This window comes from Homoserinibacter gongjuensis (assembly GCF_030161875.1).
In the GTDB taxonomy this organism is placed as follows: Bacteria; Actinomycetota; Actinomycetes; order Actinomycetales; family Microbacteriaceae; genus Homoserinibacter; species Homoserinibacter gongjuensis.
In genome coordinates this window covers 656,876-676,791 of sequence record NZ_BSVA01000001.1, presented here as the reverse complement: position 1 = coordinate 676,791, position 19,916 = coordinate 656,876, and the positions used below count along the sequence as shown (strand labels likewise).

The following is a 19,916-nucleotide window of genomic DNA, read 5'->3' as shown; positions in this document are numbered from 1 at the left end:
AGGATGAGCACATGACCCGCACCCCGGCCGCCCCCGCGAGCGCGATCACCGCCGTCAAGGCGACCACGGCATCCGCGGCCCACGGACGTATCGGGCTGCCGACGGCATCCGCGCTCTACATCGCCGCGGTGCTCGGCACCGGCATCCTCGTGCTGCCGGGGCTCGGGGTGGATGCCGCGGGCCCGGCCTCGATCCTCGCGGTCGGCATCGTTCTCGTGCTGTCGATCCCGCTCGCCGGCACCTTCGCCGCCCTCGCGGGGCGGTATCCGGATGGCGGAGGCGTCGCGACGTTCGTGCGGCTCGCGCTCGGCGATACCGCGGCGCGCGCGACGGGCTACTGGTTCCTGTTCGGGGTGGGCTTCGGCGCACCCGTCGTCGCGGCGCTCGGCGGGGAGTACCTGACGGCGGCGCTCGGCCTCGACCGGGGGTGGGTCGCCGCGATCGGTCTGGGGTTCCTCGCCGCATCCCTCGTGCTCAACCTGTTCGGCCTGCGGGTCTCGGGCACCGTGCAACTGGGTCTCTCGGGCCTGCTCGTCGCCGTCGTCGTGGGCGTCATCGCCAGTGCTGCCCCGGCGGTCGAGTCGGCGAACTTCACGCCCTTCCTGCCGCACGGGTGGTCGGGCGTCGCGCTCGGGATCAGTCTCTTCGTGTGGGCGTTCGCCGGCGGAGAGGCCATCACCCACATCGCGCACGAGTTCCGCAATCCGCGCCGCACGATCGTGTGGGCCACGGTGATCGGCATGACGGTCGTCGGCCTCGCCTATCTCGCCCTGCAATTCGTGACCGTCGGAGTCTTCGGAGCCGCCGGGGCACGCAGTCAGGCACCGCTCATCGACCTCGTCGCGGTCAACCTGCCCGGGTTCGGGCCTGCGGTCGTGGGTGGTATCGCGACGATCATCGCGCTCGGCGTACTCAACGTCTACGTTCCGGCCTTCTCGAACCTCACCGCCTCGCTCGCGCGCGATCGGCACCTGCCGCGCTGGCTGGCCAAGGGCGCAGAGGCGGGTGCCGTGCCGAGGCGAGCGATCGGGCTCGTCGGTCTCATCATGTTGGGCTACGCCTCGGTGTACTTCGTCTTCGGCCTCGACATGCAGACGTTCATCCTCATCCACACGGCCTCGATGGTCTCGCTGTACTTCCTCGGCATGGTCGCTGCCGTGCGGCTGCTCGCCCGGTTCACGATCGGCTGGTGGATGGCGGTCGTCTCGGTCGTGCTCACCGGCGCGCTGCTCGTGCTCGCCTGGGACCACCTGCTCGTGCCCGCCCTGCTCGCCCTCGTCGCCGTGCTGGTGACCGTCATCCGGAGGATCCGTTCCCGTGTCTGAGCCCCGCATCGCACCGCCCGCTGCCCCCAGTTCCGTGCCCACTTCGACGCCCACGTCGCGTTCGCCAACGGGGCGGCCTCACGGCCGAGGGCTTCCGGATCGATCTGCCGCGGCCCGACGTGGAGGTGGCCGAGGTCGGGCGCCTGTTCGTGCAGCACCTCGGCCTCGCCCTCGTCGGTTCGATCGAGGTCACCAACCTCGTCGTCGTGGAGGAGCAGCACCGCGGTACGCGCGGCATCGAGACCACCGCGGCCGCAGCATCCGGGCGCCGTGTCGTCGACCTGAGCCACGTCATCCGCGAGGGGCTCGTGACCTACCCGGGACTGCCGGCGCCGGTGTTCACGCCGCACCTCACGCGCGAGGACTCGCGTGCTCACTATGAGGAGGGCACCGAGTTCGCGATGGACCTCATCACGATGATCGGCAACACGGGCACCTACCTCGACAGCCCCTACCACCGTTTCGCGCAGGGCCCGGATCTCGCGGGGCTCGAGCTCGCGAGCCTCGTCGATCTGCCGACCGAGGTCTTCCATCTCACCGATCTCGCGACGCGCGGCATCCCGGCCGAGGCGCTGTGGGACCGCGACGTGCGCGGTAAGGCCGTGCTGCTGCACACCGGATGGGATCGCCACTTCGGGCGGCCCGCGTACGGGGTCGATGCGCCGTTCCTGTCGGCGCCGGGCGTCGCGTACCTCGTGGAGCAGGGTGCGGCGCTCGTGGGGATCGATTCGCTCAACATCGACGACGTCGTGCCGCACGGGCCCCGGCCGGCGCACTCCGGGCTGCTGGGTGCGGGCATCCACGTCGTGGAGCACCTCACGAACCTCGCCGAGCTGCCGCCGTCGGGTGCCCGGTTCACGGCCGTGCCGCCGGCCGTGGAGGGGTTCGGCACCTTCCCCGTGCGGGCGTTCGCGACGATCGGCTGACCACTCCGTGGGGGTGCGCGAGCACCCGCTTTCGTGGCGGAAGGTCGCCGACAGCGCCCCGAAGTGCGTGCTCTCGCGGAGGTAGGCTCGGGGCGTGAGGTGGGCGCGGATGCTCGCGACGGCGGCCGTCGGAGCGCTCGCGTGCGCGGCGCTCGCGGGGTGCACTCCGGCGCCGAGCGGACCGCCGGTGGCCGTGCTGTTCCCGGGCGACCGCGACAACGCCTGGGGCGCGAGCGCCGAGGTGCTGCGGCAGGAACTCGCCGACGACGGCTACGCCGTCGAGGTGCGCTTCGCGGGCGACGACATCCCCACGCAGCTCGAGCAGTTGCGTGACGTGCTCGAGGCGGCCCCCGTCGCCGTCGTGATCGCGCCGGTCGACGCCACGGCGATCGCCGCGGTGCTCGACGAGGAGGCCGCTCCCGAGGTGGCGGTCATCGCCTACGACGAGCTCATCGTCGACTCGCAGCAGGTGGACTACTTCGCGACGTTCGACCACCGAGCGGCTGGTCGTCTGCGCGCGGAGGCGTTCGTGGAGGCGCTCGGCCTCGACGCACCGGCGGACGCGGTGCCGGACGCGGTGCCCGTCGAGCTGCTCGCGGGCTCGGGCGACGACCGCGGTGCCCGCGACGCCTTCGCCGGAGCGCTCGAGACCCTGCAGCCGTACCTCGATTCGGGTCGGCTCGTGGTGCCCTCGGGGCGGATCGCTCTCGAGCAGACCGCGGTGCTGCGCGGAGATCCCGCGACCGCCGCCGAGCGCATCGCCGAGCTGCTCGACGAGGGTGTTCCCCTCGCCGGCGTGCTGTCGCCGAGCGACGCGATGAGCGCCGCCATCGCCGAGCTGCTCCTCGAGAACGGGCGGGGCATCGTGCCCGCGGGCGACACCTGGAGCGCGACGCCGCTGCCTCCGGAGGGGAGCCGATCGTGCCGCCGGCTCCGCCGCCGCCCGATGCCACGATTCCGCCCCATACCGACGCGGAGGGCGACGCGCAGCCCGACGCGGAGGGCGGCGCCGAGCACGGTGACGCGGAGGGCGGCGCCGAGCACGGTGACGCGGATGCCGAGGCCGCGCGCCCATCCGTCGTGCTCACGGGCGGCGGATCGAGCCTCAGGGGGCCCGGGCCATGCGCGACGGCACCCAGACCTCGACCGTCTACGAGGACCCGCGCGAGCTCGCCCGCGTCGTGGCGAGCATGGTGCGCGAGGTCGTCGAGGGCTCCGCGCCCACCGTGACCCGCGGTGCCACCATCGACAACGGCATCCGGGAGGTGCCGACGCGCCTGCTCGACCCGCTGCTCGTGATCAGCCGCGAGGACGCGGCGGCCCTGCTCGGTTAGCCGGGTGAGCGGTCCGGCCGGTTAGCGGGCCAGCAGCCAGCGCACCTCGCGCGCGAGCAGCTCGCGACGATCGGCACTGTCGTAGGAGCGGGCGTCGTGGCCGAGGGCGTCGTAGACGACGCGGGTTCCGTCGGCCTCGTGCACCCAGGCGAGCGGGTGCCGCGCGCCTCCTCCTCGTGCCACGCGAGCACCGTGACGGTGGGGGCGAGTCGCAGCTCGGTGTAGCGCTCGTCGACGACCGTCACGCCCTCGAGCCCCGCCGTGATGGGGTGCGGCGCGAGCTCGAGGTGGGCCTCGCCGAGCGGCGGATGCCAGCTGACGCCCCGCACCCAGCGTCCGCCGAGCAGCTGCTCCCACGCGGCGAGCTCCGGAAAGAGGCTCGCGGCGGCGTGCACCGCGAGCAGCGGCCGACCGGACGCCAGGTGCGCCTCGACGACGCCGAGAAGCTCCGCGTCGAGCGGGTTCGCCTCGTCGCCGCTGCCCGCGTTGAGCACGAGCAGTTCGGCCTCGCGCATCTCCGCGCCGAGCGCCTCCACGGTGTCGACGATGGCCACCGAGAGTCCTTCCGGCACGAGCACCGCGCCGAGGCGCTCGGCGGTCTCCCCGAACGGATGCCACGGGTCGGTGTAGTCGCCGCCCCCGGCGAAGATCACCGCGCGGGCCACCGCGACCTGCCCCCACGGCGCCGGTCGCTGCCGTCGCCCTCCTCGTCGTCATCCTCGCTCGTCGCGTCGGCGTCGGTCGCCCCGGCGTCACGCAACTCGTCGGCGACGAGCGATCCGGCATCCAGGCGTCCGTTCCGGTACGCCTGCCGCCCCACCATGTGCGCCGACAGCGGGGCGGTCGCGAACTGGATCACGACGACCGCCGCGAGGAAGGCGATGACGTGCCACTCGCGCAGCGAGATCGACACCGCGATGCAGATGAGGATGAGCCCGAGCACCTGCGGCTTGGTCGCCGCGTGCAGGCGTGACGGAACGTCGCGCAGCCGCAGCAGTCCGATCGCCGCGATGAGGCACAGCAGCGCCCCGAGCAGGATGAGGATGAGCGACACGAGGTCGAGCACGGCGTCGAGGCCCACAGCATCGGGGCTCATGGCGTGCGACTCTCTTTGACGGCGACGAAGCGCGCGACCGAGATCGATCCGAACACCCCGATGGCCGCGATGATGAGCAGCACCGGCAGCAGGCGCGTGTGGCCGTTGATGGCCATCTCGGCGCCCAGCACGCAGATCACCTCGGTGAGCAGCACGTCGCTCGCGACGGCCCGGTCGAGGATCGAGGGGCCGATCACGATGCGCACGATCGTGAGCAGGGCGGCCACGCCGAACACGATCAGGATGACGATCAGCAGGGGGTTCATCCGGATGCCTCCTTCTCGCGACGCAGCTGGTCGTACTGCTCGCGCGATCCGACGGCCCGCACGATGCGCCGCTCCCAGCGCAGCACCTGGGCGCGCTGCGCCTCGACGTCGTCGAGGGTGTCGACACCGAAGACGTGCAGGTAGATGATGCGGCGGTCGCGGTCGGTGTCGATCACGAGCGAGCCGGGGATGAGGGATGCCGTGACGCCCACGTGGGTCATGATGAGGTCGTCGTCGGTGCGCAACGGCACGGCCATGATCGCGCTGCGCGGACGCCCTCGCGGGCGCAGCACGAGCCACGCCACCTGCAGCGAGCCCGTCACGACCGCACCGAGGAAGAGCACCGCGAAGACGAGGACGTACCAGAGGTTGACGCGCCCCGAGAGCTCGGCGGGCGGCAGCCGGAACACGCGGGTCACGAAGATCGCCACGATGACGCCGGTCACCGCGGCGAGCACGGTGAACTGCCCCCACAGCAGCATCCAGACCGCCACGAGCCACAGCGAGAACGGCAACTGAACCCACAGGGTGCGGGCCATGCGACCCAACGGCGGCGTCACGGGGTCGCCTCCTCGTCGACGTGCACGAGCAGCACCGGCTCGAGCAGTGCCGCGCCGATGCGATCGCACACGGCGTAGAGCGGTCCCGCGGCGACCGTCAGCAGCAGCGTCGCACCGACCATGCCCGCCGTCGCGGTCGTCATGATGCGCGGGATCACCCGGCGCTCCGACTGCTCACCCGCGGCGGGTGCGCTGTCGAGATAGGAGATGCGCACATCCGGCTCGGCACCCTCGTCGTCTTCGCGCCAGAACGACAGCGCCCACGCCCGCATGAGCGCGTAGAGCGTCAGCAGCGAGGTCACGATGCCGCCCACGATGAGCACGATCATTATGGGGGTGCCGACGCTCGCCGCGGCATCGAACAGGGCGTACTTGCCAATGAAGCCCGAGAAGGGCGGCAGGCCGCCGAGGTTGATCGCCGGGATGAAGTACAGCACCGCGATGATCGGCGCCGCGCGCATGAGACCGCGCACCCGCAGGATCGACGTCGAGCCGGCGCGACGTTCGATGAGCCCCACCGCGAGGAACAGGGTCGTCTGCACGATGATGTGGTGCACGGTGTAGTAGATCGTCGCGCCGATCGCGGCCGGCGTGCCGATCGCCAGCCCGAAGATCATGTAGCCCACGTGGGAGACGAGGGTGAACGACAGGATGCGCTTCATCTCGGCCTGCGCGACGGCACCCAGGATGCCGACGATCATGGTCGCGAGCGCGACGATCATGAGCACCAGGTTGATGTCGTTGTCGGCGAAGAGCTGCGTCTCGGTGCGGATGAGTGCGTAGACGCCGACCTTGGTGAGCAGGCCCGCGAACACCGCCGTGACGGGGGCGGGCGCCGTCGGATACGAGTCCGGCAACCAGAACGAGACCGGGAACATCGCGGCCTTGATGCCGAACGCGATCACGAGCAGCAGGTGCAAGACGAGCTGCGTCTCCTGCGGAAGCTCCACCATCCGCTCGGCGATGTGCGCCATGTTCACGGTGCCGAGCGCGCCGTAGATCGCCGCGATCGCCGCCAGGAACAGGATCGACGAGACGAGCGACACGACGATGTAGATCACACCGGCCCGGATGCGCGACTCGGTGCTGCCGAGCGTGATGAGCACGTAGGAGGCGACGAGCAGGATCTCGAAGCCGACGTAGAGGTTGAACAGGTCGCCCGCGATGAACGCCGTGAAGATCCCGGTGGCCAGGATGAGGTACGTCGGATGGAAGATCGACACGGGGGTGTCGTGGTCACCGTCGGCCGCGCCCTGACCCACCGAGAACAGCAGCACCGCGAGCAGCACGAGGCTCGAGACGGCGACCAGCAGTGCGGCGAGCCGGTCGACGTAGAGCACGATCCCGAACGGGATGGGCCAGCCGCCCACCGACACGGCGATCGGACTGCCGCCGTCGACCGTCACGAGCAGCACGGATGCGATGACGAAGACGAGCGTGAGGGTCACGATCGAGATCGCCACCTGCATGCGCCGTCGCCGACCGAAGATGAGCGCGATGCCCGCCCCGAGCAAGGGCAGCGTGACGATCAGCGGAACCAGCGCGCTCATCGCTCACCCCCGTCCGCGTCCCCGTCCGCGTCGGCATCCGCCTCTGCGGACCGCTCGGGTCGCACGATCGTGATCGGTGCCGTCGCCGTGCCGACGAAGTCGGTCGTGGCGTCGTCGTGCTCGGTGTCGTCCTCGTCGTCCATGACCTCGTCGTCTTCGACGGTGCGCTCGCGCAGCGCGACGTCCTCGTGGTCGTCTTGCACGGTGTCGGCCTGGCCGAGCTGCCAGGAGCGGTAGATCAGGGCGAGCAGGAACGCCGAGACGGCGAAGGTGATGACGATCGCGGTGAGGGTGAGGGCCATCGGCACGGGGTCGCTCATCTCGGAGGGATCGCCGTCGCCCACGAAGGGTGCGATCCCGGGGGCCCCGATCACGATGAGCAGCAGCAGGTTGGTGGCGTTGCCGAGCAGCAGGAAGCCGATGAGCACGCGTGTGAGGCTGCGCTCGAGCATCGAGTACACGCCGCACGCGAACAGCACGGCCATGATCACGACGAGCACGAGGGAGATGTTCATCGCGTGCCCTCCGCCCCGACACCGAGGCTCTTGGCCTGCCGGTCGACCTCGGCACCGAGACTGCGCAGCACGTCGAGCACGAGCCCGATCACCACGAGGTAGACGCCGATGTCGAAGATCGTCGACGAGACGAACTCGATGTGTCCGACGAGCGGCAGCACGGCATCCCAGTAGGTGCTCGTGAGCGGGGCCTGACCGAAGAAGAGCGGCACGATCGCGCAGGCGACCGCGAGCGTCATGCCGGCCCCGAGCAGCGTTCCGGCATCCGTGGGTGCGGCCGCGCCCAGCTCGTGGCGTCCGCCCGCGACGTAGCGCATGACGAGGGCCATGCCGGCGATGAGCCCGCCCGCGAAGCCCCCGCCGGGCAGGTTGTGCCCGGCGAGCAGCACGTAGAGCGACACGACGATGATCGTGTGGAACAGGATGCGCACGATCACCTCGAGCATGATCGAGCGGTTCTCGGGCCGCACGCGGAGGCTGCTGATGAGCCACGCGCGATGCGAGTCGCGGTTGTGCTCGGTCTCGAGGCTGATGCCGTCGGTGGTCTCGACGAGCGGCCGACGGTCGGTGCGGCGACCGGAGGAGCGTGGCACCGCGCGGGTCTGCGAGAGCAGATCGGTGCGGTCGGTGACGAAGACCAGGGAGGCGACCCCGGTGGCCGCGAGGATGAGCACCGAGAGCTCGCCCATGGTGTCCCAGCCGCGCAGGTCGACGAGGGCGACGTTGACGATGTTCGTGCCGTGGCCGATCTCGTAGGCCAGCTTCGGCCACTCGACCGAGATCGGGTCGGCGACGCGCGAGCCGGTCGCGACGATCACGACGATCGCCATCGTGATGCCGACGGCGATCGCGAGCACGGCGCGCGCGACGGGCCAGACGCTCGCGTTGTGGTCGCCGAGGCGCGAGGGCAGGCGGCGGAGCACGAGCGTGAAGGCGACGAGCGTGACGGTCTCGACGAGGATCTGGGTGAGCGCGAGATCCGGGGCGCCGCTGAAGGCGAAGAGGGTCACCATGCCGATGCCGGTGACCGAGACGAGCACGACGGCCGTGTAGCGCTTGCGCGCCCGCACGGCGAGCACCCCCGCGAGGATCATGATGGGCGCGACCACGAGCTGCACGGGATCCTGCCAGCCGTCGAGCCGCACGCGCCAGTCGGGCGAGGCGAGCAGGGCGGTGCCCTCGGCGGCGACGAGCACGATGAAGATCGTGCCCACGTAGACCGGCAGCGATCCGCGTTGGGTGACGCGCGTCGTGACGACCGAGAGGCGGTCGATGCCGCGCAGGATCGCGTTGTAGGCATCCGGAGCCGTGAAGGCCACGAGCCGCGGGGCGGTGCTCCAGCCGGATGCGATGCTCGCCCAGAACACGAGGGCGCCGAACGCGAAGATGCCGAGCGAGAGGAAGAAGGCGGGCTCGACGCCGTGCCAGAGCGCGAGGTGGGCCGCGTGCTCGGGGCTCGGGATGCCGGGGTTGCGCCCGGGAGGGTCGCCGCGTAGTGCTGCAGCGGCACGTCGAGCGCGCCCGCGAACGGCCCGCCGAGCAGCGCGAGCGCGGCGAGCCCGACGGGCGCCGCGAGGAACCAGATCGGCGGGTCGGGCCATTCGGTGCGCGCGCGGGCGGTGCCGTCGGCGTGCTTCTTGGTGCCGAACGCGCCCCACACGAAGCGGATGCCGTACGCCGTCGTGAGCACCGACCCGAGCACGATGCCCGCGAGCGCCACCCAGCCCCACCCGGACCCTGCCGAGGCCTCGTCGAGGAACGCCGTGAGCACACCCTCCTTGGCCGCGAAGCCGAGCGTCGGCGGCACGCCCACCATGCCCGCGATGGCGACGACCGCGGCCACGGTCATGACGGGTGCCTGTCGCCAGAGACCGCTCAGCTCGGTGATGTCGCGCGTCGAGAGCTGGCGGTCGATGACGCCCACGATGAGGAACAGTGCCGACTTGAACAGGGCGTGGGAGATGAGCAGAGCGAGCCCGGCGAGGGCCGCATCCCTCGTGCCGAAGCCGAGCACGACCGACAGCATCCCGAGCTGACTCACCGTGCCGAATGCCAGGATGCGTTTGAGGTCGGTTTCGCGCAGCGCCTGCACGCCGCCCAGCAGCATCGTGAACACGCCGAGCGAGATCACGATCGGCCGCCAGGGCTCGGAGTCGGCGAAGGCGGGAGCGAAGCGCGCGAGCAGATAGATGCCGGCCTTCACCATCGCGGCCGCGTGCAGGTAGGCGCTCACGGGGGTCGGCGCGGCCATCGCACCCGGCAGCCAGAAGTGGAACGGGAAGATGGCCGACTTGCTGAGCGCACCCACCAGGATCAGCACGAGCGCGGCGCTCACGACGGGGCCCGACGGTGCCTCGGCGAAGATCTGCGACATCCGGGTGGTGCCCGTCTCGACGACCAGCAGCACGACGCCCACGAGCATCACGAGCCCGCCGAGTGTCGTCACGAGCAGCGCCTGCAGGGCGGCACGCCTGCTGACACCGCGCGTGTGGTAGAAGCCGATGAGCAGGTAGGAGAGCACGCTCGTGAGCTCCCAGAACATCACGAGCACGACGATGTCGTCGGTGAGCACGAGCCCGTACATCGCGCCCGCGAAGGCGAGCAGCACGGCGTTGAAGAGGCCGAGGCCGTCTTTCTTGCCGTCGAAGTACCAACGGCAGTAGAGCAGCACGAGAGCGCCGACGCCCGTCACGATGAGCGTCATGATCCAGCCGAGCGCGTCCATGCGCATCGTGAGGGAGATCTCGAGGAGGGGATCCACTCGACTCGTTCGACGACCTCGCCACCCGCGAGGATCGCCGGCGCCATGACCGCGGCCTGAACGAAGGCGACCGCGGGAAGGGTCGCCGCAACCAGGAACCCGCGGGCTCCCATCCGCCTCGTCAGCCAGGGCAGGGCAAGGGGAAGCACCGCGAAGGCTGTGAGGATTACCAGCATGCGTGAACTCGCGCTCGTCGGCCGCGTCCGCGGCGTTCGCGGGCGGGGTCTTGCCTCTCTATTATCGCGGGTTCAGCGCGGTGCGCGCGCCGCCGATCGCGAGAGGTTCAGACGGCGGCGTGCGCCGCGTACTGCTCGCGGATGCGGGGCTCCGGCGTCGCGGTCGGCCGGGCGAGGGTCGCGACCTGCCAGTTCGGGCGCTGGCCCGACAACGCCCACGCGGCCTGCACGGCCGCACCGAACGCGACGTACTCGCCAGCCTCGGGCAACTCGACAGGCGCGTCGAACACCTGCGCGGCGATGTGCGAGACCGCGGGGTTCGCGGCGGCGCCCCCACCAGCAGCACCCGCGATGCGGTAACCCCGAGGCGGCGCACGGCGTCGAGGCCGTCGGCAAGGCCGCACAGCATCCCCTCGATCGCGGCGCGCGCGAGGTTCTCGCGCGTGGTCGAGGCGAGGGTCATGCCGAACAGCGTCGCCGTCGCATCGGGCAGGTTGGGGTGCGCTCGCCCTCGAAGTAGGGCTGCAGCACGAGACCGCCCGATCCGGGTTCCGCCGCGAGAGCGAGCTCACCGAGGCCCGCGTGGTCGACACCGAGCAGCGCCGCCGTGCGGTCGAGCACGCGGGCCGCGTTGAGGGTCGCGACGAGCGGAAGGAAGGCGCCGGATGCGTCGGCGAAGCCCGCGACGGCGCCCGTCTCGTCGGCGACGGGCCTGTCGGTGACCGCGAAGACGGTGCCGCTCGTGCCGATCGAGACCACGACGTCGCCCTCGCGGGCGCCGAGGCCGAGCGCCGCGGCCGCGTTGTCGCCCGCACCGGGGCCGACGACGATGCCAGCCGGCACGTCGGGCTGGGCGACCGTGGTGCCCATCGACGCGCCCGGCGCCACGAGGCGCGGCAGCACGGCGTCGTGGCCGAGGGATGCCGTGAGCAGTTCGCGGTCGTAGTCGCCCGTCGCGGGGTTCCAGTAGCTCGTTCCGGATGCGTCGGAGCGGTCGGTCGCGAGCTCCTCGAGCACGGGGCCGAGGGGGCTCTCGTCGGCGGGCCCGAAACCGCGCAGGCGCCAGCTCAGCCAGTCGTGGGGAGGGCGACCGCCGCGACCCGGGCGGCGTTCTCGGGCTCGGCATCCCGCAGCCAGCGCAACTTGGTGGCGGTGAAGCTCGCAACCGGCACGCTGCCCGTGCGGCGGGCGAGCGCGTCGGCGCCGAACTCGGCGATGAGATCGCGGGCGGCCTGCGCCGAACGGGTGTCGTTCCACAGCAGGGCGTCGCGGATGACGCGGCCATCGGCATCCAGCACGACCATGCCGTGCTGCTGGCCGCCCACCGAGATCGCGGCGACGTCGTCGAGGCCGCCGGCATCCGCGATCGCGGCGCGCAGGGCGTCCCACCAGGCGGCGGGGGCGACCTCGGTGCCATCCGGGTGCGCGGCGCGACCGGTGCGCACCACGGCGCCCGTGTCGGCATCCCGCACGACGACCTTGCAGCTCTGGGTCGACGAGTCGACTCCTGCGACCAACGTCATCGGCTATGCCCCTTCCAGGTGTGCGGTGAGGGGTCGCAGACTGCGCTCAACACGCCGTGTTGGCGACACTCTGCGACCCCTCAGAGGAGTATGTCAGCGGGCGCCGAGCAGGTGCTCGGTCGCGAGCTGCTGCAGGCGCACGAAGCCGAAGCCCTTGCCGCCGAGGTAGGCGCTCGGGTCGAAGTCCTCCCACGCCGAGCGGTCGGCGACGAGGTCGGCGACGGTCTCGCCGCTGTTGAGCGTCGGCTGACCGAGCTCGCCCACCTTGGCGGCCTCGAGGGCCTCCTGCACCTCGGGGTCGGCGCGGAAGGCCGCGGCGCGCTCCTTGAGCAGCAGGTAGGTGCGCATGTTGGCGGCGGCCGACTCCCACACACCCGTCTCGTCTTCGGTGCGGCTCGGCTTGTAGTCGAAGTGGCGGGGGCCCTCGTAGGCCGGTCCGCCGTTGACGCCGCCGTTCTCGAGCAGGTCGACGAGGGCGAAGGCGTTGTGCAGGTCGCCGTGACCGAACACGAGGTCCTGGTCGTACTTGATGCCGCGCTGGCCGTTGAGGTCGATGTGGAAGAGCTTGCCGTGCCACAGCGCCTGCGCGATGCCGGCCGCGAAGTTGAGGCCCGCCATCTGCTCGTGGCCGACCTCGGGGTTGAGGCCCACGAGCTCGGGGTGCTCGAGCTCGTTGATGAAGGCGAGCGCGTGGCCGACCGTCGGCAGCAGGATGTCGCCGCGGGGCTCGTTGGGCTTGGGCTCGATCGCGAAGCGGATGTCGTAGCCCTGGTCGAGCGCGTACTGGCCGAGCAGGTCCATGGCCTCCTTGTAGCGGGCGAGCGCGGCACGGATGTCCTTGGCCGAGTCGTACTCGGCGCCCTCGCGGCCGCCCCAGAACACGAGCGTCTTCGCGCCGAGCTCGGCGGCGAGGTCGAGCTGGCGGATGACCTTGCGCAGCGCGTAACGACGCACGGCCCGGTCGTTCGAGGTGACGCCGCCGTCCTTGAAGACGGGGGCCGAGAACAGGTTGGTAGTGGCCATGGGGATGATGAGCCCGGTCGCCTCGAGCGCGCCCTTCAGGCGGTCGATCTGCTTCTGGCGTTCGGCATCCGTGGATCCGAACGCGAACAGGTCGTCGTCGTGGAAGGTGAGGCCGTAGGCGCCCAGCTCGGCGAGCTTCTCGACGGCGTGCACGACGTCGAGCGGGTTGCGCGTGGGGCCGCCGAACGGGTCGGTGCCGTTGTAGCCGATGGTCCAGAGGCCGAAGCTGAACTTGTCTTCGCGGGTAGGGGTGGGCGCGGTCATCGCGGTGCTCCTCGTCGAGTAAATGTTGTGAGAGCAAACATATACCATCAGAACGACGGATGTCACCCCGACAGTTTCGCGAAATCTTCGAAAAAGTCGGCCTAGACTGAACCGGTCGAAAGGACGCCGATGGCCCGCACCGCTGCACCTCGCCGGGTGACGCTCGCCCAAGTCGCCGACGAGGCAGGGGTCTCGCTCTCGACCATCTCGAAGGTGCTCAACGGGCGCCCGGATGTGTCTGCCGCGACCCGTGGACGCGTGGAGGCGCTGCTCGCCGAGCACGGCTACCTGCGGCGCAAGTCGAACCTCTCGAGCACCGGCCTCATCGAGCTCGTCTTCCACGAGCTCGAGGCGGCGTGGTCGATGGAGATCATCCGCGGGGTGGAGGACGTCGCGAGCGCGCACGGCCTGAGCGTCGTGCTCACCGAGAGCGGCAGCAGGCACGCGCCCGGCAACGACTGGGTCGAGGAGTGCTGCGCCGTCGCCCGGCGGGCGTCGTGCTGGTGTTCTCCGACCTGCCCGCGGAGTACCGCGAGGCGCTGCGGGCGCGCGCCATCCCCTTCGTCATCATCGATCCCGCGGGCGACCCCTCGCCCGAGGTGCCCTCGGTCGGCTCGGCGAACTGGTCGGGCGGGCTCATGGCCACCCGGCACCTCATCGAGCTCGGGCACACCCGCATCGCCGCGATCACCGGCCCCGACGACATGATGTGCTCGCACGCCCGCATCGACGGCTACCGCTCGGCGATGAACTCGGCCGGCCTCGCGATCGACCCCGATTGGGTGCGGTTCGGCGACTTCCACACCTCGGGTGGCTACGAGCACGGACGCGCTCTGCTCACCGGCCCCGACGCACCGACCGCGATCTTCGCCGGCTCCGACCTGCAGGCCCTCGGGGTGCTCGAGGCGGTGCGCGAACTGGGCCTGCGCGTTCCGGACGACCTCTCGCTCGTCGGCTACGACGACATCCCGCTCGCCAAGTGGGTGAGCCCGCGGCTCACCACGGTGCGGCAGCCTCTGCGACGCATGGCGGAGGAGGCGACGCGTCTCGTCATCCGCATGGGCGAGGCCCCCTCGAGTCGGTGCCGCGCATGGACCTCGCCACCAATCTCGTGGTGCGCGAGAGCACGGCACCGCACGCCGCCTGAGGCGGAGCCCGCCGGGTCAGGCGAGCGTCAGCGGGGCGACCGTCGCATCCGTTCCCGCCGACTCGATCGCGAAGGCCGCCCTCGCGGCTCCCGCAGTCACGCGGTAGTCGCCGAGGAAGCCCGACACACGAACGACGCCGTTGTCGTCCGTGCGGGTTCGGGTGGGCGGCAGCCACCACTCGCCGCGCACGAGGTCGCGCAGCGCGTCATAGGCGGGCTTGTGCGAGCCGTCGACGCGCAGCAGTCCGGCGGGGGCGCCGAGCCATGCGCCGGCATCCGTGATGCCCCAGTAGGTGATCGACTGCACCGCGGGGTGCTCCACGAGCGAGCGGTAGTGCCGCACGATCTCGTCGGCCTGACGGGCCTCGCCTTCGGCGGTCGAGGGCCAGGAGGCGGGCTGGTAGTCATTGAGGTCGACGATGCGCGCCGGCATGAGCTCGCCCGACACGAGGGTGTTCTCGGTGAGGTGCAGCGGCAACCCGTAGCGCGCGAAGCGGTCGACCATGGCGAGCATGGCCTCCTCGCCCCAGTAGCCCTGGTGCATGTGGGTCTGCAGGCCGATCGCGTCGATGCGCACGCCGTTCTCGAGCAGGCCCTCGATGAGGCACTCATAGGCGCTCGACAGGTCGAAGTCGTTGATGAGCAGCGTCGCGCCGGGGTCGGTCTCGCGGGCCGCCTCGAACGCCTCGCGGATGAGGGGGATACGCCCCTTCGCGCGTGCGATCCGCGACACCACGTTGGGCACACCGTCGGGCTCGTTCTCGAAGACCGGCATGATGACGGCCTCGTTCACGACGTCCCAGGCATCGATGAGTCCCCGGAAGTCCGACACCTCACGCCGGATGCGATCGAGCACCACCTGCCAGGCGTCGTCGAGCGGCAACTCGTCCATCCACGCCGCCTTGACCGTGTGCCAGACGAGGGGTGGCCCTTGAGACGCACCCCGCGCTGGGTGAACCAGCGCGCGGCGGTGCGGATGCGCTCGGTCTGCGTCACGCCGCGCTGCGGCTCGAAGTCGCCTCGGTAGAAGGGCAGTGTGGCGGTGTCGAAGACGCCGAGCCAGTCATCCGCGAGCGCCGTGCTGAACGCGCCCGTGGCACCCCGCTCTCCGTTGGCGTGTGGGATCAGCTCGAAGCCCGTCGACCCGAAGGCGAAGGCATGGCGCGTCTGGGCGACCTCGACGTCCCGGCGGGCGAGTGGGGCCCCCGACGGGTCGGCGAGGCGGAGGACGCGCTCGCCGACCCGGTGTGCGGGGGTGGGGTGGGGGTGGTTTCGAGACGCCCGCTGTGCGGGCTCCTCAACCACCTAATGCTCCTCGACCGAGACGTCGGCGTGGAGAGGGCGCGTGTGGTCCACCACGCGCGTCTCGCCCGTCAACTCGACGGTGTGTGCGAACAGGATCTCGCCGGCCGAGCGCGCGACGCCGAGCACGAGCGTGCCCGGCTCCACGATGCGGCGGCCGTCGCGACCGGTGAAGGAAGCCAGCTCGGCCGGAACCCGGAAGGTCACGGTGGCCGAGGCCCCCGCGGCGAGGTCGACGCGGGCGTAGGAGATGAGCCGCTGCACGGGACGCACCACGCTCGCGACGGGATCGTGCAGGTACAGCTGCACGACATCCGATCCGTCGCGCTCGCTCGTGTTGGTCACGGTGAGACGCACGTCGACGGTCTGCGAGAAGAGCTTGCCCGAGACGCCGAGGTCGCCCCAGCTGAAGCTCGAGTACGAGAGGCCGTGCCCGAACCAGTACGCCGGCGTCGGGTCGATGTTCGACACGCCGCTCTTGCGCGCGAGAGGGGCCGCAAGGTAGCTCGATGGCTGGGCGCCCGGCGTGGCGGGCACGCTCACCGGCAGGCGACCGCCCGGGTTGACGCGGCCGCTCAGGGCGCCCACGATGGCGCGCGTGCCCTCCTCGCCGAGGAAGAACGCCTCGATGATCGCATTCGCGCTCTCGGGCGCATCGCCCAGGGCGTAGGGGCGACCGGCCAGCAGCGTCACGACGGTCGGGGTGCCCGCGGCGACCACGGCGTCGAGCAGCTGCTGCTGGGCGCCGGGCAGTTCGAGCGACTCGACGTCGCAGCCCTCGCCGCTCGTGCCGCGCCCGAAGAGGCCCGCGCGATCACCGAGAGCCACGATCACGACATCCGCGTCGCGGGCTGCGGCGGCGGCCGCCTCGATCTCGGCGGTCTCGCCGCCGTCGACGCTCGTGCCCCGCACATAGACGAGGTCGCTGCCCGGGAACTCGGCCCGCAGCGACTCGAGCAGCGTTGGCAGCCCGATGCCGATCGGGGTCTCGGGATGCTGCACCCCCACGTGGGCAGGGAAGGAGTAGCAGCCGAGCACCGCGTAGGGGTCGTCGGCGGTCGGCCCGACCACGGCGATCCGGCGCGGCGAGGTGAGCGGAAGCACGCCGTCGTTCTTGAGCAGCACGATGGCCCGCTCGGCGAGACGCGCGGCGAGGGCGCGGTTCTCGTCGCCGTCGAGGTCGACGGTGCCGCGCAGAGCGTCGGTGTCGGCCACGTCATCCGCTCCGGCGAGCGCTGCCGGCACGGGCGACCAGTGCTCATCCAGCAGCCCGAGTTCGATCTTCTGGGCGAGTACGCGGCGCAGCGAGGTGTCGATGACCGACTCGTCGAGTCGGCCCGAACGTACCTCCTCGGCCAGGGGGCGCCGTAGCCGCGCACCGTCGGCAGTTCGACGTCGATGCCGGCGGTGAGGGCCGCGGTCGCCGCGGCACCCCAGTCGCCCTCGGGCACGACGCCGTGCAGGAGCGCGAGGAAGCCGACCGCGTAGTAGTCCGCCACGACCGTGCCGGCGAAGCCCCAGCGCTCGCGGAGCAGTTCGGTCAGGATGCTGCGGTCGGCGGCGGTGGGAACCCCGTCGATGTCGGTGTAGGCGTTCATGACCGAACGCACACCGCTCTCGCGGATGGCCATCTCGAACGGCGGAAGCAGCACATCCGCGAGCTCCCGGGGGCCGACCGAGACGGGCGCGAGGTTGCGACCGGCCTTGGAGGCCGAGTAGCCCACGAAGTGCTTGAGGGTCGCGATGACTCCCGCGCGCTCGAGCCCCTGCACGTACGCTGTCGCGATCGTGCCGACGAGGTACGGGTCTTCGCCGATCGTCTCCTCGACGCGGCCCCAACGGGCGTCGCGCACCACGTCGAGCACAGGAGCGAGGCCCTGGTGCACGCCCACCGAGCGCATGTCGCTGCCGATCCGCGACGCCATCTGGCGCACGAGGTCGGGGTCGAAGCTCGCGCCCCACGACAGCGGCACGGGGTAGGCGGTGGCCCCCACGTGGCGAACCCGGCGAGACACTCCTCGTGCGCGATCGCCGGGATGCCGAAACGGTTGGATGCCGCGATCCGTTCTTGGGTGCGCTGCAGCGAGAGCGCACCCAGGGCAGGATCGACGGGCGCCGTTCCGAAGGGGCGGGTGAGCTGGCCGATGCCGGTCGGGAGCAGTTCGTCGATGTCGACGTCGTCGATCATGTCGTTCTGGTGGGGGCCACCTCGCCGCCGTCGGAGGAGGCGCCCACCCAGATCCCGTAGAGCTGGGCGAGCTTCTCCTCCAGGGTCATCGAGGCGATGAGCGCCTCGACCCGGGCATCGGTGGTCTGCGAGGTGTCGCGCCAGACCGGCACGACACCGACGTCGATCGACATTCCTATCCCTTCACGGCGCCGGTCAGACCGCCGACGATGCGGCGCTCTGCGGCGAGGAAGAACACGAGCGCGGGCACCATCGAGAGCGAGGTGTACGCGAGCACGGCTCCGGTGTCTTGCGAGTACTGCGTGGAGAACTGCTGCACGCCGAGCGGCAGGGTCCAGAGTTCCTGCGGCATGCCGCCGGCAGCCATCACGAGTAGCGGCAGCAGGTAGCCGTTCCAGCTTCCGAGGAACGCGAGCACGCCGACCGTGATGAGGCCGGGCAGCGAGAGCGGCAGCACGATGCGCCAGAAGAACCCGATGCGGCTCGCGCCGTCGATGGACGCGGCCTCCTCGATCTCGAGGGGGATCGCCCGCAGGAACGGCACGAGGATGATGATCGTCACCGGCAGCGCGAACGCCACCTGCGGGATGATCAGGCCGAGGAACGTGCCGTGCAGACCGATGTCGCGCAGCAGGATGCTGAGCGGCAGGGCCGCCACCGTGAGCGGGAACATGAGGCCCGCCGAGAAGAAGGTGTAGAGCCACTGGCGCCCGCGGAACTTGTAGCGCGCGATCACGTACGCCGCGCACAGGCCGAGCACGACCACGCCCGCCGTCGTTCCGACGGCCACGAGCGACGACGAGAACACCGAGCCCCAGAACCTCGGGCTCGAGAGCACGTTCGCGTAGTTGCCGAGGAACCACGGGTTCGGCCACCCGCCGGGGGAGGCGTTGAGGTCGGCGCTCGTACGGAAGCCGGAGATCCAGATATAGAGCACCGGGATGATCGAGATGAGGATCGCGGTGAGGGCCACCACGTAGATGACCGGCTGGCGCCAGTTGAAATGCGTGCCCGCCTGAGCTGCGGGGACGGATGCGGTCGTCATGTCAGTCATCTCCTCGCGCGTCGGACGTTCCGAGGTCACGACGCATGGCATGGCGCTGGTAGAGCACGGCGATCACGAGCGAGATCAGGAACAGGATCACGGCGACGGCGCTGCCGTAGCCGGGGTTCCCCTGGCCGTACTGGATCATGTAGGTCGCCATCGTGCTGGTGGCCCCGACGGGACCGCCCTTGGTGGTGACCCAGACCATGTCGAACAGCTGGATCGATCCGATGATCGAGAGGAACGCCCAGATGCGGATCGTGGGGCCGAGCAGCGGGATCGTGATGTGCCACTGGATCTTCCACCAGCTGGCGCCGTCGATGGCCGCAGCCTCCGAGAGCTCCTCGGGCACGCCCTGGAGTCCCGCGAGCATGAGCAGGATGGCGAAGCCCAGATACTTCCAGGTCAGGATGCCGAACATCACCCAGAGGGCGGTGTCGGGCTGGGCGAGCCACGGCTGGGCGAGGTCGCCGAGGCCGATGGACTCGAGGAACGCGTTCACGCCACCGCGCGGCGAGAGCAGGAGCTTCCACGAGAGACCGGCGATGACCTCCGCCAGCACGTAGGGAACGAAGATGGCGGCGCGGATGATCGTGCGGCCGCGCATCCGGCGGTTCAGCAGGAGCGCGACGATGATCGCGAGCGGCCCCTGGATGAGCAGGGAGAGCCCGACGATCGTGAAGTTGTTGCCGATCGACTTGAGGAACAGCGGGTCGGTGAGTGCGCGCGCGTAGTTGTCGAAGCCGATGAACCGCTCGAGCGGGCCGAGGCCGTTCCAGTTGAAGAAGCTGTAGACGGCGGCGAGCACGACCGGGAGGATCACGAAGCCGACGAAGACGATGAGCGCGGGGCCGGCGAAGAGGGCGATCTCGAGCCACTTGCGGCCGTCGCGCCGCGCGCGCGCGGACGGGTGGG

The 19,916-nt window shown here is 70.9% G+C and carries 18 protein-coding genes and 4 pseudogenes; 5 read left to right on the top strand and 17 right to left on the bottom strand.

The genetic code is table 11. The annotated features are described in order from the left end of the window. The first annotated feature begins 11 nt into the window (after nt 1-11). The 3 genes from QQK29_RS03730 (at nt 12) to QQK29_RS03720 (ending at nt 3,593) form a co-directional block, all read left to right on the top strand. Nucleotides 12-1,325, top strand: coding sequence for an amino acid permease (locus tag QQK29_RS03730; RefSeq protein WP_284297897.1), 1,314 nt, complete (start codon nt 12-14; stop codon nt 1,323-1,325). Nucleotides 1,326-1,444: 119 nt separating this feature from the next. Beyond that, nucleotides 1,445-2,251, top strand: coding sequence for a cyclase family protein (locus QQK29_RS03725; RefSeq protein ID WP_284297896.1), 807 nt, complete (start codon nt 1,445-1,447; stop codon nt 2,249-2,251). A 94-nt stretch (nt 2,252-2,345) separates the two neighbouring features. Further along, nucleotides 2,346-3,593, top strand: coding sequence for a substrate-binding domain-containing protein (locus QQK29_RS03720; RefSeq protein WP_284297894.1), 1,248 nt, complete (start codon nt 2,346-2,348; stop codon nt 3,591-3,593). Here the strand turns inward: QQK29_RS03720 and QQK29_RS03715 are convergent. The 10 genes and pseudogenes from QQK29_RS03715 to xylA form a co-directional block, all read right to left on the bottom strand. After that, the gene (locus tag QQK29_RS03715; RefSeq protein WP_284297892.1) at nt 3,582-4,250 is read right to left on the bottom strand and encodes a ThuA domain-containing protein; all 669 of its coding nucleotides are present in this window, start codon (nt 4,248-4,250) and stop codon (nt 3,582-3,584) included. The genes QQK29_RS03720 and QQK29_RS03715 overlap by 12 nt on opposite strands. Next, nucleotides 4,235-4,681 carry a monovalent cation/H(+) antiporter subunit G gene (mnhG, locus tag QQK29_RS03710; protein WP_284297890.1) on the bottom strand — a complete coding sequence of 149 codons (447 nt, stop codon included), beginning with the start codon at nt 4,679-4,681 and terminating at the stop codon, nt 4,235-4,237. The genes QQK29_RS03715 and mnhG overlap by 16 nt, the downstream gene beginning before the upstream one ends. Then, entirely contained in the window at nt 4,678-4,947 is a 270-nt protein-coding gene (locus tag QQK29_RS03705) for an MrpF/PhaF family protein (protein WP_284297888.1), read from the bottom strand. The genes mnhG and QQK29_RS03705 overlap by 4 nt, the downstream gene beginning before the upstream one ends. After that, a complete protein-coding gene (locus QQK29_RS03700) occupies nt 4,944-5,486 on the bottom strand; it encodes a Na+/H+ antiporter subunit E (protein ID WP_284301893.1) in 543 nt (180 codons plus the stop codon). The genes QQK29_RS03705 and QQK29_RS03700 overlap by 4 nt, the downstream gene beginning before the upstream one ends. Nucleotides 5,487-5,503: 17 nt before the next feature. Next, nucleotides 5,504-7,057 carry a Na+/H+ antiporter subunit D gene (locus QQK29_RS03695; RefSeq protein WP_284297886.1) on the bottom strand — a complete coding sequence of 518 codons (1,554 nt, stop codon included), beginning with the start codon at nt 7,055-7,057 and terminating at the stop codon, nt 5,504-5,506. Beyond that, on the bottom strand, nt 7,054-7,572 hold the full coding sequence (locus QQK29_RS03690) for a Na(+)/H(+) antiporter subunit C (protein ID WP_284297884.1): 519 nt from the start codon (nt 7,570-7,572) through the stop codon (nt 7,054-7,056). The genes QQK29_RS03695 and QQK29_RS03690 overlap by 4 nt, the downstream gene beginning before the upstream one ends. Further along, nucleotides 7,569-8,777 (bottom strand): hydrogen gas-evolving membrane-bound hydrogenase subunit E, encoded by a 1,209-nt coding sequence (mbhE, locus tag QQK29_RS18430; RefSeq protein WP_431308769.1) that lies wholly within the window; start codon nt 8,775-8,777, stop codon nt 7,569-7,571. The genes QQK29_RS03690 and mbhE overlap by 4 nt, the downstream gene beginning before the upstream one ends. Next, nucleotides 8,663-10,333, bottom strand: coding sequence for a proton-conducting transporter transmembrane domain-containing protein (locus QQK29_RS18425; protein ID WP_431308648.1), 1,671 nt, complete (start codon nt 10,331-10,333; stop codon nt 8,663-8,665). Before QQK29_RS18425 ends, mbhE begins: the two co-directional genes overlap by 115 nt. A 283-nt stretch (nt 10,334-10,616) precedes the next feature. Next, nucleotides 10,617-12,032, bottom strand: a pseudogene (gene xylB / locus QQK29_RS03680) (xylulokinase). Between the two features lie 93 nt (nt 12,033-12,125). After that, complete coding sequence (gene xylA / locus QQK29_RS03675) at nt 12,126-13,319, bottom strand: xylose isomerase (protein ID WP_284297881.1); 1,194 nt, start codon at nt 13,317-13,319, stop codon at nt 12,126-12,128. 129 nt (nt 13,320-13,448) lie between these two features. On the opposite strand from xylA, the pseudogene QQK29_RS17740 reads away from it, so the two are divergent. Then, nucleotides 13,449-13,550 (top strand): annotated as a pseudogene (locus QQK29_RS17740) (LacI family DNA-binding transcriptional regulator); the annotation flags it as partial. A gap of 125 nt (nt 13,551-13,675) precedes the next feature. Then, nucleotides 13,676-14,338: pseudogene (locus QQK29_RS17735) on the top strand (substrate-binding domain-containing protein); the annotation flags it as partial. 144 nt (nt 14,339-14,482) lie between these two features. Here the strand turns inward: QQK29_RS17735 and QQK29_RS03665 are convergent. From QQK29_RS03665 to QQK29_RS03640, 7 genes and pseudogenes are all read right to left on the bottom strand, one after another. Then, nucleotides 14,483-15,358 carry an endo-1,4-beta-xylanase gene (locus QQK29_RS03665; protein ID WP_348533795.1) on the bottom strand — a complete coding sequence of 292 codons (876 nt, stop codon included), beginning with the start codon at nt 15,356-15,358 and terminating at the stop codon, nt 14,483-14,485. Further along, entirely contained in the window at nt 15,256-15,771 is a 516-nt protein-coding gene (locus QQK29_RS17730; RefSeq protein ID WP_348533794.1) for a hypothetical protein, read from the bottom strand. The genes QQK29_RS03665 and QQK29_RS17730 overlap by 103 nt, the downstream gene beginning before the upstream one ends. Continuing rightward, nucleotides 15,772-16,983 carry a glycoside hydrolase family 3 C-terminal domain-containing protein gene (locus QQK29_RS03660; RefSeq protein ID WP_284297880.1) on the bottom strand — a complete coding sequence of 404 codons (1,212 nt, stop codon included), beginning with the start codon at nt 16,981-16,983 and terminating at the stop codon, nt 15,772-15,774. It lies immediately after the preceding gene. A 224-nt stretch (nt 16,984-17,207) separates the two neighbouring features. After that, nucleotides 17,208-17,741, bottom strand: a pseudogene (locus QQK29_RS03655) (glycoside hydrolase family 3 protein); the annotation flags it as partial. A gap of 211 nt (nt 17,742-17,952) precedes the next feature. Continuing rightward, nucleotides 17,953-18,129: a hypothetical protein gene (locus QQK29_RS03650; RefSeq protein ID WP_284297878.1), complete on the bottom strand. Its 177-nt coding sequence runs from the start codon at nt 18,127-18,129 to the stop codon at nt 17,953-17,955. Nucleotides 18,130-18,131: 2 nt separating this feature from the next. After that, nucleotides 18,132-19,001 (bottom strand): carbohydrate ABC transporter permease, encoded by an 870-nt coding sequence (locus QQK29_RS03645; RefSeq protein ID WP_284297876.1) that lies wholly within the window; start codon nt 18,999-19,001, stop codon nt 18,132-18,134. 1 nt (nt 19,002) lies between these two features. Beyond that, complete coding sequence (locus QQK29_RS03640; protein WP_284297874.1) at nt 19,003-19,824, bottom strand: carbohydrate ABC transporter permease; 822 nt, start codon at nt 19,822-19,824, stop codon at nt 19,003-19,005. Nucleotides 19,825-19,916 lie beyond the last annotated feature (92 nt).

Excerpts from the sequence above, each read along its gene's own strand:
- QQK29_RS03645 (WP_284297876.1), bottom strand. The coding sequence starts at position 19,001 with ATGACGACCGCATCCGTCCCCGCAGCTCAGGCGGGCACGCATTTCAAC.
- QQK29_RS03665 (WP_348533795.1), bottom strand. The coding sequence starts at position 15,358 with ATGGACGAGTTGCCGCTCGACGACGCCTGGCAGGTGGTGCTCGATCGC.
- xylA (WP_284297881.1), bottom strand. The coding sequence starts at position 13,319 with ATGACCGCGCCCACCCCTACCCGCGAAGACAAGTTCAGCTTCGGCCTC.
- mnhG (WP_284297890.1), bottom strand. The coding sequence starts at position 4,681 with ATGAGCCCCGATGCTGTGGGCCTCGACGCCGTGCTCGACCTCGTGTCG.
- QQK29_RS03690 (WP_284297884.1), bottom strand. The coding sequence starts at position 7,572 with ATGAACATCTCCCTCGTGCTCGTCGTGATCATGGCCGTGCTGTTCGCG.
- QQK29_RS03730 (WP_284297897.1), top strand. The coding sequence starts at position 12 with ATGACCCGCACCCCGGCCGCCCCCGCGAGCGCGATCACCGCCGTCAAG.
- QQK29_RS03705 (WP_284297888.1), bottom strand. The coding sequence starts at position 4,947 with ATGAACCCCCTGCTGATCGTCATCCTGATCGTGTTCGGCGTGGCCGCC.
- QQK29_RS03700 (WP_284301893.1), bottom strand. The coding sequence starts at position 5,486 with ATGGCCCGCACCCTGTGGGTTCAGTTGCCGTTCTCGCTGTGGCTCGTG.
- QQK29_RS03695 (WP_284297886.1), bottom strand. The coding sequence starts at position 7,057 with ATGAGCGCGCTGGTTCCGCTGATCGTCACGCTGCCCTTGCTCGGGGCG.
- QQK29_RS03650 (WP_284297878.1), bottom strand. The coding sequence starts at position 18,129 with ATGTCGATCGACGTCGGTGTCGTGCCGGTCTGGCGCGACACCTCGCAG.